The following is a 16814-nucleotide window of genomic DNA, read 5'->3' as shown; positions in this document are numbered from 1 at the left end:
TCAAATACCCCTTGAACTAAAGTAAGAATAATAATTTAGAATCGATTTCTCTTAGAGACCTTCGGCCCCGCGAGAGATCGCCACGACACCGGTACGTGATACGTCAACCAGCCCCAATGGCTCCATCAGTTTAATAAATGCATCGACTTTGCCGGCCTTACCAAAGACCTCAAAGACGAAGGATGAATTCGAGCTGTCGATAACGCGTGCGCGGAAAATATCGGCAATGCGCAAAGCTTCTACACGATGTTCCCCCTCGCCTGCAACCTTTACCAACGCCATTTCACGCTCAACGCTTGGTCCATCGATGGTCAAATCGACCACACGACGCACCGGAACAAGGCGATCAAGCTGTGCTTTAATCTGTTCAATGACTTGACGTGTACCGCTGGTAACGATTGTAATCTTTGACAAATTGTCCTCATGGTCGACTTCGGCCACCGTCAAACTGTCAATGTTATAGCCGCGACCTGAGAACAGGCCAACCACGCGGGCAAGAACACCAGATTCATTATCTACCAGAACAGAAACTGTGTGGCTCAAGAGGTCATCTTTATCGTTATTTGTCATTTTTTCTCTCCTTTGCCTTACACCAAAACGCCGGATTCGACGCTGCCGCCGTCTTCGGAAGCTTCTGTGCCTTCAGGGCCAAGAATGATTTCGTTATGTGCAGCACCCGATGGGATCATCGGGAAGACATTTTCTTCCGCATCCGTGCGAATATCCACAATTGTCGGTAGATCAGAGGCATAAGCCTGCTTGATCACATCATCCAAGTCACCCGGATTTTCAGCACGAAGACCCAAAGCGCCGTAAGCTTCCGCCAGCTTGACAAAATCAGGCTGAACATCAATCACACTTTCAGAATAACGCTCGCCATGGAACATTTCCTGCCACTGGCGCACCATACCCAAGAACTTGTTGTTCAGGATGAAGCATTTCACCGGCAGGCGATAAGCCATCAATGTTGCGATTTCTTGCAAGTTCATCTGGAAGGAACCATCACCCGCAATCGCCACAACCAAGCCATCAGGATGAGCTGTTTGCACACCCATGGCAGAGGGGAAACCATAGCCCATGGTGCCCAAGCCACCAGAAGTCATCCAGCGTTTTGGTTTTTCAAAGGACAAATGTTGTGCCGCCCACATCTGGTGTTGACCTACTTCTGTTGTATAGAAGGTGTCTTTACCCGTTTCCAAAGCAAGGTCGCGAATACGCTCAAGCGCATATTGCGGCTTAATCACTTTGTTGGACTTGGTATATTTCAAGCTATCAACTTTGCGCCACTCATTGATCTCATTCCACCAGCTATCCAGTGCTTTAGCATCAATTTGGGCCTGATCGGCTTTCCAGTATTTGATCAATTCATCTAAAACATGGGCCACATCACCAATGATTGGCACATCCACAACAACGTTTTTGTTGATGGAAGAAGGATCAATATCCACATGGATTTTCTTAGAATGCGGGGCAAAACCTTCAAGCGCGCCAGTTACGCGGTCATCAAAACGCGCCCCGATGTTGATCATGACATCACAGTCATGCATCGCCATGTTGGCCTCATACGTGCCGTGCATACCCATCATGCCTAAAAACTGATCATCAGAACCCGGGAATGCACCCAAGCCCATCAGCGTCAAGGAACAAGGAATGCCCGTCATTTTCACCAGCTGGCTAAATAACGTACACGCTGCATCGCCAGAGTTCACAATACCGCCACCACCGTAGAACAATGGCTTCTTGGCATTTTTAATCAGCTCAAGAGCTTCTTTGATCGCAGCGGTCTCGCCTTTGATCTGTGGCTTATAAGATTTATGTTCCACCTGTGCATTTTTGGCAGGCGCTGTATAGCTGCCCAAGGCCAAAAGCACGTCTTTAGGTACATCAACCAAAACCGGACCGGGACGGCCCGAACGTGCCACATAATAAGCTTCGTGCAGAACACGGCCCAGATCGTTCACATCTTTTACAAGATAGTTATGTTTTGTAATACCGCGCGTGATCCCGGTGATATCGGCTTCTTGGAAGGCGTCATTCCCAATCAAGCTTGAAGGGACCTGACCTGTCAAACAAACCAAGGGGACAGAATCCATCATGGCATCAACAAGGCCCGTGACCGTATTGGTCGCGCCCGGACCTGATGTCACAAGCACCGTACCCACTTTTCCGGTAGAGCGTGCATACCCTTCCGCGGCGTGGACAGCAGCTTGTTCGTGTTTCACCAGAATGTGGCGAAGACCATTTTGTTTGAACAGCGCGTCATACAGCGGAAGAAGCACGCCACCCGGTAGGCCAAACATCACATCCACACCTTGATCTTTCAAAGCTTGAATGATGATTTCAGAACCGGTCATTTCTTTCGTGGACATGCAATTATCCTCCGTCTCAACGAATTCTTGTGCACCCAATCACTGGGCACAACAACGTACGCCCGCACACCTGCGCGGACTTCGAGCTGCGCAACCTAATGGGTCGCGTCCCCTAGGTCAACAAAAATTGACGAATTATATTATAAATTTCATCACACAAACTTTCCGAATATTGCGCAGAATGGATTTTTGGGTGGGAAATCTGATTTCTAAACCAAGTACATTGTCTTTTTGCAAAGCGTCGTGTCTGCATCTGGGCTTTTTCGCGTGCTTCATCAAGGCTGGTTTGCCCGCGCACATATGATAACAGCTCGGGCACACCCAAGGCTTTCATAGCAGGGACTTTAGGGTCCAATTTCATGGCCTCAAGGGCGCGCACTTCTTCAATAGCGCCTTGATCCAGCATGATATCAAAACGTTTATCACAACGCCCATACAAAATATCGCGCGGCGGCATAATCACATGGGTGGCGTAATCGGCTTTGAGTACCGGCTGCGGCTTGATCTCTCGTTGCAGCACTGCCAATGATTTGCCTGTGGTTTCCAAAACTTCCAAGGCACGACAGATTCGCTGCATATCGCGTGGTTTTAAACGCGCACCCATTTCAGGGTCTTTTTCACAAAGCTCTTTATAAAGCGCCTCTACCCCATCTTCATCACCGCGTTTTCGCACAGCATTGCGGATATCATCGGGAATCGGTGGCAATTGAGAAATGCCTTCCACCAATGTCTTTATATAAAGACCAGTACCTCCGGTCACCACGGGCAGCTTGCCTTCAGCCCATGCTTTGTTAATTTCTTCAATGCACATTTTTTCCCAAAGCCCTGCTGAACAGGTCTCTGCCGGGTCCATCACCTGATACAAGCGATGGGGAATGCGGGCCTCATCTTCAGGGGTGGGGCAGGCCGTAACCACAGGCAGGCCTTTATAAATTTGCATGGAATCCGCATTGATAATGACCCCATTAAATTCTTGTGCCACATCCAATGCGGTGGCGGATTTTCCGCTTGCTGTCGGGCCACCAATGACAACAACCTTATTTTTCCCTGTCTCAGCCATAGACTTTAACGACTTCCTCTGGCATAAAATGACGCACTGCGAAAACAAACAGCACCGATATAATGTCCTACGTTCTGACCCTTATTGCAAATCCTGACAAGCAACAAATTTCTCCAAAAGAAATTATCGCCCATATTAAAGGGGCCGATCCGCGCTGCTTATCAGAAGGCGAAGCCTATGATGTCGAGATTACAGACGTCATTAATCTCACCGCCTTGCAAGAGACCTTGCCCCATGTGGATTTGATCTTTCAAAGCACATCGCTGCGAAAGAAAAAGCTGCTGATTGCCGATATGGATTCGACCATTGTAACGGGCGAGACATTGGATGATTTGGCAGAATTTGCCGGATTAAAAGACCAAGTGGCAGAAATCACCACGCGTGCTATGAACGGTGAAATCCCCTTTCGCGAAGCCTTGCGCGAACGCGTTGCCATGCTTAAAGGCCTGTCTGAAGAATTTTTGTTAGAGGCCATGAAGATGGTCCATCTCACCAATGGAGCCAAAGAACTTGTGGCAACCATGAAAGCAAACGGGGCCTATTGCGCGCTTGTATCTGGGGGCTTTACCTTCTTCACCTCACGCGTGGCAGACCAAGTCGGGTTTGATTTTAATGCGGGCAATAATATGGAAATCCTTGAGGGTACGCTCACAGGCAATGTGATCGACCCCATCGTGACCAAAGATTCCAAACTGACCTATCTGAAATCCCTCTCTCAAGATCAAGGTTTCACCACCGATGAGGCTGTCGCTGTGGGTGATGGTGCCAACGACCTGCCGATGATTTTAGAAGCCGGACTTGGCATCGCCTATCACGCCAAACCAAGCGTCATCGCCAAAGCCAAACATAATGTACAAAACGGGAATTTAACCGCCCTGCTTTATGCCCAAGGCTATAAAAAGTCAGAGTTCGCCAGCTAAGCCGCCCTTACTGTACAGAAGCTAAAGCCTCTTCCATCTGCTTGATCAAAAGCTTTGCCCCAATATCTTTAAAAAGATCCAGCGCCTTTATGAAATAGGCCCGCGCTGCTTCTTTATTGCCCCGCACCTCTTCCAAATAACCGAGGTTCCCGTAATCAGAGGCCATACCCTCCTTGCGACCAAGTTCCTCATTTAATGCCAAGGATTTTTCATAATATTCAATTGCCGCATCAAGATTGCCCTGGGTTTTCTCCACAATTCCGAGATTACCATAATTAGAGGCCATGCCCTCCTTGCGACCAAGTTCTTTTTCTATTGCCAAGGATTTTTCATAATACTCAATTGCCGCATCAAGCTTGCCCCGGTTTTGCTCCACAACCCCAAGATTACCATATTGAATAGCCATACCCTCTTTGCGACCAAGCTCCTCATTTAATGCCAAGGATTTTTCATAATAATCAACTGCTGCATCAAGGTTACCTCGGGTTTGCTCCACAATACCAAGATTATCATAGGCAACCGCCTGAGCTTCTTTATCTTGCTGTTCTCGCCCAAAACTCAATACTTTTTGATAAGAGTCCTCAGCAGCAGCCAGCTCACCTAAACGACCTTCAATACTCCCACGACGATTCCACGCCGCGGCATATTCAGGATTAAGTTCTGTTGCGCGTTTGAAATTTTTGTATGCTTTATGATTATCATGCAAATAGGCTAAAACACCGATATGAAAAGCAGCTTCAGCCGCGCGTTCCAAATGGTTTTTCTCGCGTTCAAGAACCCGTTCTAGAATCTCTTCTGATTTGGTCGTTTTACCTTTTTCAAGTTCAGCCTGAATTTCAGCACGCTCGTCACGGCTGGCTTCTGTTTGTGCCGCGGCGAGGGCTTTTTTTAGTTCAGCAACTTGCCCAATTGCTTTTTCATATCGATCAAGAACAGGTCCTATTGATATTTGTTCCGGCTTATCAGTGAGCTTATTAAAAACAAACGTACCACCACCAATTATAGCGGCTGCAATCACAGTAATAAGTACACCTACTTTTACCTGCTTTCTGCTATCCTGATCCATATCATCACCTATCTCAACGCTAAACCTTTTGTAATTATACAATCAAAGATACACATGTCATCAAAAATACGCATTGCAATACCGAATTGCGCTTTCACCCTCTTGACCCCTTGGCAAAAAACATTACATTCGTTCTAATCGACATGGACATTGGCTATAGCCCGTGTGGCAAATTGGGAGTGAAGAAGATGGAAGCAACAGCGAAGCTTAAAGTAGGTTACCTGAAATTTCTGCAAGGATACTATCTGGATCATAAAGACACCTTTCATGACTTGGTCGAAAACGGTCAGCATCCAAAAACTCTATTGATTTCCTGTGCGGACTCTCGTGTGGAGCCTTCCATTATTTTGCAAAATGAGCCCGGTGAAATTTTTGCCATTCGCAATGTGGGCAACCTTGTGCCGCCCCATGAAAATGACACCCACTATCATGGGGTAAGTTCAGCCCTTGAATATGCGGTTAAGGTGCTTAAAGTTGAAAATATCATGATTATGGGCCATGCCCATTGCGGGGCCATTCAAGCCGCGATTGATACGGAAAATGATCCTGATAAGCTGGGAACTGAATTTGTCCATCACTGGGTTGATATCGCCCATGAAGTTTTCAAAAACCCGTGCTGTTGTGCAGATTCCATCAAGTCCGGCAAACGTATCCCGCGTGAAATTGAATATGCTTCTATTGTCAATTCCATGAACAATCTACTGACCTTTGATTTTGTAAATGAGCGCGTTGAGAATAAAGAGCTCAAAATCTATGGTTTGCATTTTGATATCGAAAGCGGGCAATTGCGCGCTTATGACCGCAAATCAGGTGAATTTGGCCCGCTTTAACTTGACCTTTGGGCCTGATCCTCTTATGTCCAGAGCAAAGTTTGAACAAAGCAAAGAGACCCTGTCGTGGCTATTTTAGAAATCCTGACTGCACCGGACCCTGTTTTAAAGAAGAAGGCCGCCCCTGTTGTTGATGTTAATGACAGTATTCGCGCCCTTCTCGATGACATGCTGGAAACCATGTATGATGCCCCGGGCATTGGCTTGGCTGCCCCGCAAGTGGGTATCTTGCAGCAAGTGATTGTCATTGATGTTTCAGAGGATGATGAAGGTGCCAAGCCTGTCAAAATGATCAATCCTGAAATCACATGGGCCTCTGAAGAGCTGGCTTCTTATGAAGAAGGCTGCCTGTCGGTTCCCAAAAGCTTTGGGGATGTGGAACGTCCAGAAAAAGTGAAGGTGAAATACCTTGATGAAAATGGTGCCCCACAGGAAATGGAGGCCTACGGCCTGCTTGCAACCTGCATCCAGCATGAGATTGATCACCTTAACGGCAAACTTTTTATCGATCATATCTCGCGCCTCAAACGCGCCATTATCATTAAAAAACTGACCAAGCTTAAAAAGACAGGTTAATACCCTGCCCTATCTGGCACACCGCCCAGAGACAAAGCCCTTAAAATAAAGATACTGGCCTTTGCCAGAATGACGAGAGCATCATGAGCGAAGAAGAATTCCAAAAAGTCGAAAAACCCATGCGTCTTATTTTTATGGGGACGCCGGATTTCAGCGTGCCGATTCTCGCCGCCCTCATTGATGCAGGCCATGAGGTTGTGTGTGTTTATAGCCAACCTCCGCGCAAAAGTGGACGCGGGCAAAAGGTTAATCTGACGCCCGTTCATGCCTATGCTGAAAGCCAAGGCATTGAGGTGCGCACCCCGCTTAACTTAAAAAGCGAGGAAGACCGCCAAGCCTTTGCTGATCTAAATGCTGATTGTGCCATTGTAGCGGCTTATGGATTGATCCTGCCCAAAGTCATTTTGGATGCGCCCAAATATGGCTGCCTTAATGCCCATGCTTCTATCCTGCCACGTTGGCGAGGTGCAGCCCCCATCCAGCGCGCCATTGAAGCAGGCGATGATGTCTCAGGTGTCACCATTATGCAGATGGATGTGGGGCTTGATACGGGGGATATGTTACTGGTCCAGCCTGTGCCCATTACCCCTGAAACAACGGGCGAGAGCCTACATGATAGCCTATCTATGGAAAGTGCACAGCTCACCCTTGAAGCTTTGCGCGCAGTTGAAGGTGGCTTTGCCAAACCTCAAGCCCAGCCTGAAGAGGGCGTAACCTACGCTAAAAAACTGGAAAAAGGCGAAAGCCAGATTGACTGGTCACAAAATGCGCTTGAGATTGATCGCAAAATTCGCGCCTTCACCCCATGGCCCGGCACTTGGTTTGCCAAAGGCAAAGACCGCATCAAAGTGATTGAAGCCGAGATTGTGGACATGGACGGTGAGGCCGGCACCCGTCTTGATACGCACGGGCTTGTCATTGCCTGTGCAAAAGGGGCCTTAAAACTCACGCGCGTTCAACGCAGTGGCAAAGGTGCCACTGATGCTGAAAGCTTCCTCAGAGGGTTTGATATTGCGCTTGGTGAAAAGCTGGATTAATTACTCATCCACATCCAGCGCAGCACCCATAGGCTGGGCCTGTTCAAGGTCACGCATACGGTTGATACCCTGTTTCATCTCAGACATGATGAACTCAGCACGACGCACCGGGCCACCAAGTTCTGGGTCTGGGAAGAGGCGTTTCCAGTGAATCATCTTGACGGTCAGGCCGCACAAAATACCACCAATGACCGTATGGTAACTTTCAATCATGCCTTTCACCTGACGGAAACGTTCCGCATTCAGGTTTTTCCACATGCTTTTAGAAGCTTTATTGAACGTTTCAAATCGACCGGAAATAGACGCACAGGTCTCGTTAATGGTGTTTTCAACCATTGTGCAGGTCTTCATCAAAGCCGGGTCATTACGTAACTGCCAGTTTGAACGAATGCCTTCCATAGAATCGAGGAATTCATTTACCACCGGCATGATGTTATCCATATTTTGGCGGTAATAAGAAAGGGATAGGAAGATATCACCATAATCTTCAAGGAATTTTGGAATTTCCATCAGATCAATATCAAGCTTTTCCGCCATTTGCTGCAGCTTATCACGGGCCTTTTTCACATCGGGGTCTTTAAACAGACCAACCACATCCTGAAAAGACTGAATGGATGCATCTTCAGAGCCATAAATCTGCATGATCAAGGGCATGGTGAAGCTGCGCATATAGCCTGCCAATTCCGCCTGCTTATCAGCAGACAGCGAAAGGGAGACATCGTCATTCACCGGAATGCCATGTTCGCGAAGTGTGATTCGCAAAGAATAAATATCATAACTCTGTAGAACAGAGAGTTTGCGCATGATGATCAGATCAGGATGCGTTTTATCATCCGGCCAATCAAATTCACCGGGTAAATCCTCAACGTCAAGTTGGCCAGAGCCTGTTTCCTTATCGGCAAAAACCTCAATAGCGCTTTGTAGCTTAACGTTCTTAACCATACGGGCGCGTTTAAGCCCTGTTGTCTCAAGCGGTAAGATCGACAAAGGCACAGCATACATGGAATCCATATCATCCTGTATACGTTTGCGGTCCTCTGCGTCGTAGTCTCTTGCTTCCGCTTCAGGTAAGCGTACGCCTTTTTTTGCCACGGGAAACTTCCTTAATTCTTTGATCTATTACAAGCGCTTATATTATTCCTAACATATATTTATGTATAAGACGAAAAAATATCGCCTTTTTTTTCCAAAAACGTTAAAAGAAGCCCATGCCAAGATATAAATTAACCATAGAATATGACGGCACGGGCCTTGTGGGCTGGCAACGTCAAAACAATGGAATGAGCGTACAACAGGCCATTGAAGATGCTTGTGTCATTTTTGCCGGACAAGAGGTGCGCCTTCATGTTGCCGGGCGCACGGATGCGGGTGTCCATGGTTTAGGCATGGTTGCCCATTTCGATATGGCAAAAAACATCCCTGCCAATAAAGTTCAACTGGCGATTAATCACCATATCAAACCCCATAAGATTTCCATCCTGCATTGCGAAGAAGTAGATGAAGAATTTCATGCGCGTTTTAGCTGTATAGAGCGCAGCTATCTTTATCGCATTCTATGTCGCTCAGGTCGCCCGGCTTTGGATGACCGACGTGTCTGGTGGTTTCAGCGCGAATTAGATGTGGAAGCCATGAATATGGCCGCCCAGCTTCTCATCGGTCATCATGATTTCAGCACCTTTCGTGCTTCTCAATGCCAAGCAGACAGCCCTTTTCGCACGCTTGATGAACTTAGCGTTGAGCGGGTTGGCAAAGAAATCCATGTGCGTTGTCGTGCGCGCTCTTTCTTACATCACCAAGTACGCAACATTGTCGGCACACTCACCTTGATTGGGCGGGGCAAATGGTCGGCAGAAGATTTGCAAAATGCCCTTGATGCCAAGGACCGCGCCAAAGGTGGCGAGACCGCACCAGCTTATGGGCTTTATTTCGTTGAGGCGAAATATTGAGCCACTTTATCGAGCTGGATGGTCAATCCATTCCCGTTACTTTACGCTGGAATAAACAAGCCCGACGCTTAATTTTACGCCTTAACCTCAAAGAAGACGGCATTATCGTCACCCTGCCCCATGGGGTTTCGACCCATGAAGGCTTGGAAATGGCAAGTCGCAATAAAGTCTGGATTGCCAACCAGTTTTCCAAACAGCCCCAAGCCATGAAATTCGCCCATGGACAAGAAATATCTTTGCGCGGGCGCCCCCATACGCTCATCCATCAACCAGAAGCACGCGGGACTGTGTGGCGCGAAGGTGATCAGATTTTTATTGCTGGTAAGACGGAATTTTTTCAACGCCGCTTAACCGACTGGCTTAAAAAACAGGCCAAATCTGACATTCATGCCCTAGCCCATGATATGGCGGCTCAATTGGGTAAAGAGGTCAAACGCATCAGCGTGCGCGATACGGTCTCGCGTTGGGGCTCGTGTTCTTCCACAGGCAACCTGTCTTTTAACTGGCGCTTGATTATGGCCCCTGAGGATATTTTTGAATATGTCATCGCCCATGAAGTCTCCCACCTCAGGCATATGGATCATAGCCCCGCCTTTTGGGAGACGGTTGCCAGCTTCAATGTCGATGCCAAAAAATCGCGCCATTGGTTGAAAAAACACGGGGCTTTGCTGCAAAAAGCAGGTCGCTAAACCCTTTTTTTTGAGTTTACGCTTTCTTTGGTTCATGCTATATGACCGACAAAATTAGTCAGACATTAAGGAATTAGATTATGGCAGATGCAAAGGCCTCCTCCCCTTGCACAGGCGTATGTACGCTTGATGATGAAGATAAATACTGCATTGGCTGTTACAGAAGCCGCGTTGAGCTCGCCAACTGGCGCAAAATGAGCGATGAAGAACGTGATGAAGCCATGGTGCGCGTTGAAGGTCGCATCAAAGATTTAGCTGAAGGTAGAAAGATCGCCGTATGAACATGCCCTCTTTACCCCATGTGAGCAGACCAAAACGTTCAGAACTGTTGATGCCGGCAGGATCACTGACCAAGCTAAAAACCGCCATCCTTTATGGCGCAGATGCCGTTTATGCTGGCACGCCCGATCTCTCACTGCGCACGCAATCTTCCTTTACACTGGAAGAACTGATCGAAGGGGTAAAATTTGTTCATGAACATGGCAAGCGTATCTATTTAACGCTTAACCTGTTTACCCATAACTCAGATATCGAAAAACTCCCAAAGTTTATCGAAACTATCCGCACAGTTAAACCTGACGGCGTTATCATTGCTGATCCGGGTGTATTCCAATTTGTGCGCCAACATGCACCAGAGCTGGAAGCCCATGTCTCAACACAAGCCAATGTTTGTTCTTGGCTAACGGTCGATTTCTGGCGCAACCAAGGGGCCTCTTTGGTCGTGCTTGCGCGTGAAACCAGCTTTGAAGAACTTGCTGAAATCCGTGAAAAACAGCCTGAGATCAAGCTGGAAGCTTTCGTTCAAGGTTCCATGTGCATGACCTATTCCGGTCGTTGCCTGCTGTCTAACTTCATGTCTGAGCGCGGGGCCAACCAAGGTAACTGTGCGCATTCTTGTCGCTGGAAATATAAGCTGAACCTCAAGCTTAAGGATGGCACCGATAAGGCCATTGAAATCACCGATCAAAATGCTGACCTGTTTGAATTCCTCATGGAAGAACAGTTCCGCCCCGGTGAGCTTTTCCCCATTGAGGAAGATAACTTTGGCTCCTATATCCTAAACTCCAAAGACCTTTGTCTCATGCCTGTGCTGCCGGAATATCTCAAGCTTGGGGTGGATAGTCTCAAGGTTGAAGGACGCAACAAGTCTGAATATTACGCTGCCATCACCGCGCGTGCTTATCGCTTGGCTATTGATGATTGGTATAAAGACCCTGAAAATTGGGACCCTGAGCCTTATTTGCGTGAACTTTACACCTTGCAAAACCGTGGCTTTACCATGGGCTTTCATGAAGGTCGCCTAACTGGTGTGGCCCATAACTATGATCGCACCAAACCTGTGGGCGGTTGGCAATATGGCGGGCTAATCACCAAATGGGATGGGGATGACATGATCTTTGAAATCCGCAATTTCCTTTTGCCCGGTGACGTGATTGAATTCTTGCCGCCCAAAGAGATTGAGCCCATCCGCCTGCGTCTTTACGAATTTGAAGATGCCAAAACAGGTGAGATCACCCATAAGGTCAACCCCGGTCAGGGCAAAGCCATCCGCGTGCCCATTTCTGTTTTTGATCAAGAAAACCCAGAAGAGCTGAAAAAACGCATTCCAGCGCTTACGGTTGCACGTCGTGAAACACCCATGAGTGAAGAAGAACGCGTCAGTCGCCTTTCTGAAATCCGTGCCCAAGAGCTTGAGCGCGGCCTGATCAGCGAAGAAGAATATCGCGCCATCATGGATGACCCTGAACTTTTGGGCAAACGTATTTCCATGAAAGCCAACACAGGCCACCGTGCGCCCAAACAGGGGCTTGATAGCTGTTGTGGTAAAGGGTGTAACGGTTGTTTGATGTTCTGGCAGGATGATAAATACGCCAAAGCACGTGAAAAAATGAAAGAAAAGAAAATCGGCGAAATGTTGGAAGTAACAGAAGTTTCTTGAAAGACGTAAACAGACTGTTTCCATTTCTCCTCCTAATCAAAGGGAGGGCGACATCTTATATTCCTTAAGAACACACAAGCTGGAGTATGAAAGATGTTGCCCTCCCTTTTTATTTCCCACGGTTCCCCCACTGTTTTGATTGAACAAGACAGCGCAGGCCATCAATTTTTAAAATCATTAGCCGATGATCTCCCCACCCCAAAAGCCATTGTCATCATCAGCGCCCATTGGGAAACCCGTGATCTTCAGGTGAGCGCAACTGAGACGCCACAGACCCTCAATGATTTCTATGGTTTTCCCAAAGAGCTTTACCAACAGGACTATTCTTTCAAAGGCTCTGCTTTAATCGCCGAGCGTGTGAGCACCTTAACGGGGGCAAAACTGGATCATAAACGCGGACTTGATCACGGGGCATGGATTCCCATGGCCTTGATCTATGGGCAAAGCGATATCCCTGTCATTCAATTAAGCCTGCCTGTAAATCTATCTGCCCAAGCCCTTTATGAGATCGGGCAAAAGCTTGCGCCCTTGCGCAATGAGAACATCCTGATTATGGCTTCTGGGGCTATGACCCATAACCTTGGGGAATTGGAATTCTTTTCATCAAAAGCTGAGCGTTGGGCCATAGAGGCTGAGGACTGGTTTGCGCATAAGATCAAAGAAAATGACCACCACGCCTTGCTCAAGGCCGCAACACAAATGCCCCATTTTGCCAAAGCCCACCCCAGAGATGAACATTGGAAACCGATCTACATGGCAATGGGGGCAGCGCAATCAACATCGAGTTTGCTTCATCGCGGGTTTGAACATAAAAACTTGTCTATGGCAGCGGCGCGATTTGATTGATATCATCTCTCCAGCCTAAGGAGAGCCCCCATGCAACAAGCCCAGACCACATTTCAAATTTCAACACGCAGCCAAGGTCTGTATGAATTCACCCATGATGTGAGCACGTGGGTCAACGAGACAGGCATTGAAACGGGGCTTTTGACGCTCTTTTGTAAACATACCAGCGCAAGCCTGACCATTCAGGAAAATGCTGATCCTGATGTACAGCTTGATCTTAATGAATTTTTTGCCCGCATGGTGCCTGAACATATGGAATGGTTGCGCCATACCATGGAAGGCCCCGATGATATGCCTGCCCATATAAAATCAGCGCTAACAGACGTATCTTTAACCATTCCGGTTTCAAACGGGCATCCCACATTGGGCACATGGCAAGGGATTTACCTGTTTGAACATCGTGCCCAGCCCCATCGGCGCAATGTTATCGCCCATTTAATGGGACAATAATTAACGCTCGTCCCAATATTCTTTCGGGATCATGCGGTTTTCAACAAGACTGCGGATTTCATTGGCCCAGTCTTGGCCTTTTTCCTCAATCATTTTAAGCTGCAAGGTGCGCGCACTTCTGTCTTTTCTTTTGACAGCGAGCTCATACCAAGCAAAGGCCAATGTCAGGTTAAAATGCACGCCTGTACCGTTATAATAATAGCGTGCAATTTCCCGCATAGCCGTCACATCACCCATGACAGCGGCCTTTTTGTACCAATAAGCCGAGTCTGCATATTTTTTTTGCGAAACCGCCATGGCCCCAAGCTTGACCATAGCTTTGCGAGAGCCTTTTTTCGCGGCCTTTTCATTCCATTTAGTGGCTTCTTCTACGCTTGGGTCAATGCCCTTGCCTGCCAAATACATGTCAGAGACTTTCATCATGGCTTTGACATCATCATGTTTGGCTGCGCGCAAAAACCATTCAAAGGCGGTGACATAATCCACCTGAACTTTTTTGCCTTGGGAAAAAAGCAAACCCAATTTATAGGTTGCTCTGATATCCCCGTTCATGGCCTTGGCTTCAAGGCGTTCTGCCAGCTCACGCGCAGCATTGCTATCAGCCCATGCCTGTGGTGCAGAAAAGAGGATAAAGGCCAAAAAAGAAAAGCGGACCAGATTGATCACCAGATGTCTCCCAAATGAGTCAGTTCTGATACCAATCTAGTCCGCTTTAAAGCGTAATTACAATACGTAATACTGCGTTGTTGGCTTAGCTGCCAGCAACATCCACAACCACACGACCACGTACTTGGCCTGCAATGATGTCTTTGCCCAATTGCGGCAAGTCTTGAAGTTTGGCTTGTGAAATCATACCGTCCAGTTTTTCCATTGGCAGGTCTGTGACAATGCGGTTCCATGCTTTAACGCGACGCTCTTTCGGGCACATAACAGAATCGATACCCAACAAATTTACACCACGCAACAAGAACGGAATGACTGTCGCATCCAGTTTGTTACCACCCGCAAGGCCGATGGCTGCAACAGAGCCGCCATATTTCATTTGCGCCAAAACGCGTGACAATGTTGTGCCACCAACCGCATCAATACAGCCTGCCCAAAGTTCTTTTTCCAATGGGCGTTTTGAAGCTTCTGAAAGTTCATCACGTCCAATAATGTTTTTCACACCCATCTCGCGCAAATAATCATGTGTGTCTGCGCGCCCTGTTGAGCCTGCAACATCATAACCAAGCTTGGCAAGGATTGCGGCGGCAACAGAACCTACACCACCCGCAGCACCTGTGATCAAAACTTCGCCTTTTTCAGGGCTTAGACCTTGATCTTCCAGCGCCATCACACCCAACATGGAGGTAAAACCAGCAGTTCCAACAGCCATGGCTTGGCGCGTATCCAGACCTTCTGGCAAATGCACCAACCAGTCACCGCTCACACGTGCTTTTTGACCATAGCCGCCCCAGTGAACTTCACCAACGCGCCAGCCTGTCAAAACAACTTTATCACCTGCTTTGAAGTCTGCATGGGTGCTTGTCTCAACTGTGCCGGCAAAATCAACACCACCCACATGCGGGTAGTTACGCACCAGACCACCAAGACCGTTTAACACGAGACCGTCTTTATAGTTCAATGTTGAATATTCAACATTTACCACCACATCACCTTCTGGCAACTGGTCAGCATTCATTTCCTGAATTTCAGAAGAAACACCGTCATCGTTTTTAGACAGAACTAACGCTTTAAACATGAAACACCTCAATTGATTAAATTTGACCCTATGGTACCCTAATTTATATATTTGTCAAACAAATTAACAAATGTCAAAATAAGCTTGAAAAACTGCCCCTTTGGGCGCATTGTAGCGCTTCGCGCATTGAGTAAATAGAAATAAGCTAGATAAAATTTATGGGCATGAAATACGAACCACTGGTGACTGAGAGTTTGGCAAAACAAATCTCAGAGACAATCCGTCTCGCCATTTTAGAAGGCGAGCTTAAAGTGGATGAACGCCTGCCCACAGAACCGGAGCTGGCTGCACGCTTTGGTGTCTCGCGCCCGACAATTCGCGAGGCTTTAAAACGTCTTGCCGCGCAAAATCTTATTCGTTCGCGCCGCGGCCCAACAGGTGGGACCTTTATTAATCGCCCTGATAGTGATGAGGCGCAAAACTCCCTCACCAATATCACCTCCCTCTTGACCACCATGGGCGAGTTTGACCTTTCCGATATTGCTGAGGCTCGACGTGAGCTTGAACTTGTCTGCGTACGTCTTGCCGCTGAGCGCCGCGAAGAAAGCCATCTAGAGCGCCTGCGTGCAGAAATTCATATCCAGAAAACCCCCAATTTGGCCGATCAGGATTTTTGTGCCTCAGACGTGCGCTTTCACCGCACCCTTGTGGATGCCACGCAAAATGCCATGTTGCGTTTTATGATGTCCTCGGTGATTGAGGCCGTGCAACCCATTGTGAACTTGATCGTTTTCAAATTTTGGGATAAAGAAAAAACCATTGCGCAACATGAACGTATGTTGAAGGCCATTGAAGACCAAGATGCTGAGAGCGCTGCTATGGTGTTTCTTGAACAAATGGATGACCTGCAAAATCGTTACGCAAAAGCGCAAGCACTAAGGGATGCGAAAACATAAAAACAGGGGGATCACTCAATGTCCGTCGTAAGAACCATGAATTCCAAGAGAACATGCGATGAAATTCGCCATGCCAATACGGAACTGGAATATTTCTATTTAGAAGCACGGCGCAATAAAAAAGCGGCCAACTGGGCGGCAAAAAAACTGGGCCGTAATAAAAAAGAATATTTCCTCGAACTCATCAGCGAAGATATTTCCCAAGCTGGCCCCAAGCCCGTTGTTAAACGCATCCGCAAGGATTTCAAAAAAGCTGGCCTAGATATCAGTGAAGATAAAATCTGGAAGAAGCTGAGAACTTTTGAGCAATATATTTTAAAAGCCATGCTGCGAAAACAGGCCAAGCGCACCAAGAAGGAGCTCAAAGGCCGCAAGAAAAACAAGAAGAAATAAAAGAATTCTTCAATTCCCATCTGGTATGTCACCCTCAGCCCTGCTAATTTGATGCA

19 protein-coding genes are annotated in these 16814 nt (G+C 47.5%); 12 read left to right on the top strand and 7 right to left on the bottom strand.

Annotation, left to right across the window (positions count from 1 at the left end; genetic code table 11):
* Nucleotides 1–51: 51 nt before the first annotated feature.
* The 3 genes from ilvN to miaA form a co-directional block, all read right to left on the bottom strand.
* The gene (ilvN, locus tag MTBPR1_RS04455) at nucleotides 52–570 is read right to left on the bottom strand and encodes an acetolactate synthase small subunit (protein ID WP_069186363.1); all 519 of its coding nucleotides are present in this window, start codon (nucleotides 568–570) and stop codon (nucleotides 52–54) included.
* A gap of 17 nt (nucleotides 571–587) precedes the next feature.
* On the bottom strand, nucleotides 588–2369 hold the full coding sequence (ilvB, locus tag MTBPR1_RS04450; RefSeq protein ID WP_069186362.1) for a biosynthetic-type acetolactate synthase large subunit: 1782 nt from the start codon (nucleotides 2367–2369) through the stop codon (nucleotides 588–590).
* A 112-nt stretch (nucleotides 2370–2481) separates the two neighbouring features.
* Nucleotides 2482–3429: a tRNA (adenosine(37)-N6)-dimethylallyltransferase MiaA gene (miaA, locus tag MTBPR1_RS04445; RefSeq protein ID WP_069186361.1), complete on the bottom strand. Its 948-nt coding sequence runs from the start codon at nucleotides 3427–3429 to the stop codon at nucleotides 2482–2484.
* A gap of 62 nt (nucleotides 3430–3491) precedes the next feature.
* Between miaA and serB the strand changes: the two genes are divergently transcribed.
* Nucleotides 3492–4349, top strand: coding sequence for a phosphoserine phosphatase SerB (serB, locus tag MTBPR1_RS04440; RefSeq protein ID WP_069186360.1), 858 nt, complete (start codon nucleotides 3492–3494; stop codon nucleotides 4347–4349).
* Nucleotides 4350–4356: 7 nt separating this feature from the next.
* Here the strand turns inward: serB and MTBPR1_RS04435 are convergent, their stop codons facing one another.
* A complete protein-coding gene (locus MTBPR1_RS04435; protein WP_069186359.1) occupies nucleotides 4357–5415 on the bottom strand; it encodes a tetratricopeptide repeat protein in 1059 nt (352 codons plus the stop codon).
* Between the two features lie 188 nt (nucleotides 5416–5603).
* On the opposite strand from MTBPR1_RS04435, the gene MTBPR1_RS04430 reads away from it, so the two are divergent.
* From MTBPR1_RS04430 to fmt, 3 genes are all read left to right on the top strand, one after another.
* Nucleotides 5604–6245: a carbonic anhydrase gene (locus MTBPR1_RS04430; protein WP_069186358.1), complete on the top strand. Its 642-nt coding sequence runs from the start codon at nucleotides 5604–5606 to the stop codon at nucleotides 6243–6245.
* 66 nt (nucleotides 6246–6311) lie between these two features.
* The gene (gene def / locus MTBPR1_RS04425; RefSeq protein ID WP_069186357.1) at nucleotides 6312–6821 is read left to right on the top strand and encodes a peptide deformylase; all 510 of its coding nucleotides are present in this window, start codon (nucleotides 6312–6314) and stop codon (nucleotides 6819–6821) included.
* An 83-nt stretch (nucleotides 6822–6904) separates the two neighbouring features.
* Nucleotides 6905–7858 (top strand): methionyl-tRNA formyltransferase, encoded by a 954-nt coding sequence (gene fmt / locus MTBPR1_RS04420; protein WP_069186356.1) that lies wholly within the window; start codon nucleotides 6905–6907, stop codon nucleotides 7856–7858.
* On the opposite strand, the gene MTBPR1_RS04415 is transcribed toward fmt, so the two are convergent.
* Nucleotides 7859–8950: a hypothetical protein gene (locus MTBPR1_RS04415; protein ID WP_240492859.1), complete on the bottom strand. Its 1092-nt coding sequence runs from the start codon at nucleotides 8948–8950 to the stop codon at nucleotides 7859–7861. It lies immediately after the preceding gene.
* A gap of 116 nt (nucleotides 8951–9066) precedes the next feature.
* On the opposite strand from MTBPR1_RS04415, the gene truA reads away from it, so the two are divergent.
* From truA to MTBPR1_RS04385, 6 genes are all read left to right on the top strand, one after another.
* The gene (gene truA / locus MTBPR1_RS04410; protein ID WP_069186355.1) at nucleotides 9067–9804 is read left to right on the top strand and encodes a tRNA pseudouridine(38-40) synthase TruA; all 738 of its coding nucleotides are present in this window, start codon (nucleotides 9067–9069) and stop codon (nucleotides 9802–9804) included.
* Complete coding sequence (locus MTBPR1_RS04405) at nucleotides 9801–10493, top strand: M48 family metallopeptidase (protein ID WP_165602611.1); 693 nt, start codon at nucleotides 9801–9803, stop codon at nucleotides 10491–10493. The genes truA and MTBPR1_RS04405 overlap by 4 nt, the downstream gene beginning before the upstream one ends.
* 80 nt (nucleotides 10494–10573) lie before the next feature.
* A complete protein-coding gene (locus tag MTBPR1_RS04400) occupies nucleotides 10574–10774 on the top strand; it encodes a DUF1289 domain-containing protein (protein ID WP_069186353.1) in 201 nt (66 codons plus the stop codon).
* The gene (locus tag MTBPR1_RS04395) at nucleotides 10771–12432 is read left to right on the top strand and encodes a U32 family peptidase (protein ID WP_240492858.1); all 1662 of its coding nucleotides are present in this window, start codon (nucleotides 10771–10773) and stop codon (nucleotides 12430–12432) included. The genes MTBPR1_RS04400 and MTBPR1_RS04395 overlap by 4 nt, the downstream gene beginning before the upstream one ends.
* 93 nt (nucleotides 12433–12525) lie before the next feature.
* A complete protein-coding gene (locus tag MTBPR1_RS04390; protein ID WP_069186352.1) occupies nucleotides 12526–13278 on the top strand; it encodes a DODA-type extradiol aromatic ring-opening family dioxygenase in 753 nt (250 codons plus the stop codon).
* 30 nt (nucleotides 13279–13308) lie between these two features.
* Complete coding sequence (locus MTBPR1_RS04385) at nucleotides 13309–13728, top strand: secondary thiamine-phosphate synthase enzyme YjbQ (protein ID WP_069186351.1); 420 nt, start codon at nucleotides 13309–13311, stop codon at nucleotides 13726–13728.
* Here the strand turns inward: MTBPR1_RS04385 and MTBPR1_RS04380 are convergent, their stop codons facing one another.
* A complete protein-coding gene (locus MTBPR1_RS04380; RefSeq protein WP_069186350.1) occupies nucleotides 13729–14394 on the bottom strand; it encodes a tetratricopeptide repeat protein in 666 nt (221 codons plus the stop codon). It lies immediately after the preceding gene.
* A gap of 85 nt (nucleotides 14395–14479) precedes the next feature.
* Nucleotides 14480–15469, bottom strand: a complete 990-nt coding sequence (locus MTBPR1_RS04375) for an MDR family oxidoreductase (protein WP_069186349.1) — start codon at nucleotides 15467–15469, stop codon at nucleotides 14480–14482.
* 158 nt (nucleotides 15470–15627) lie between these two features.
* Here MTBPR1_RS04375 and MTBPR1_RS04370 point away from each other — a divergent pair, with 158 nt between their 5' ends.
* A complete protein-coding gene (locus MTBPR1_RS04370; RefSeq protein ID WP_069186348.1) occupies nucleotides 15628–16365 on the top strand; it encodes a FadR/GntR family transcriptional regulator in 738 nt (245 codons plus the stop codon).
* An 18-nt stretch (nucleotides 16366–16383) separates the two neighbouring features.
* Nucleotides 16384–16758 (top strand): ATPase inhibitor subunit zeta, encoded by a 375-nt coding sequence (locus MTBPR1_RS04365; RefSeq protein WP_083222883.1) that lies wholly within the window; start codon nucleotides 16384–16386, stop codon nucleotides 16756–16758.
* Nucleotides 16759–16814 lie beyond the last annotated feature (56 nt).

Origin of the sequence: Candidatus Terasakiella magnetica, from assembly GCF_900093605.1 — a bacterium.
GTDB classification, from domain to species: domain Bacteria; phylum Pseudomonadota; class Alphaproteobacteria; order Rhodospirillales; family Terasakiellaceae; genus Terasakiella; species Terasakiella magnetica.
Note: the sequence above shows the minus strand (reverse complement) of the source record. Positions and strands in the feature narration are given on the sequence as shown.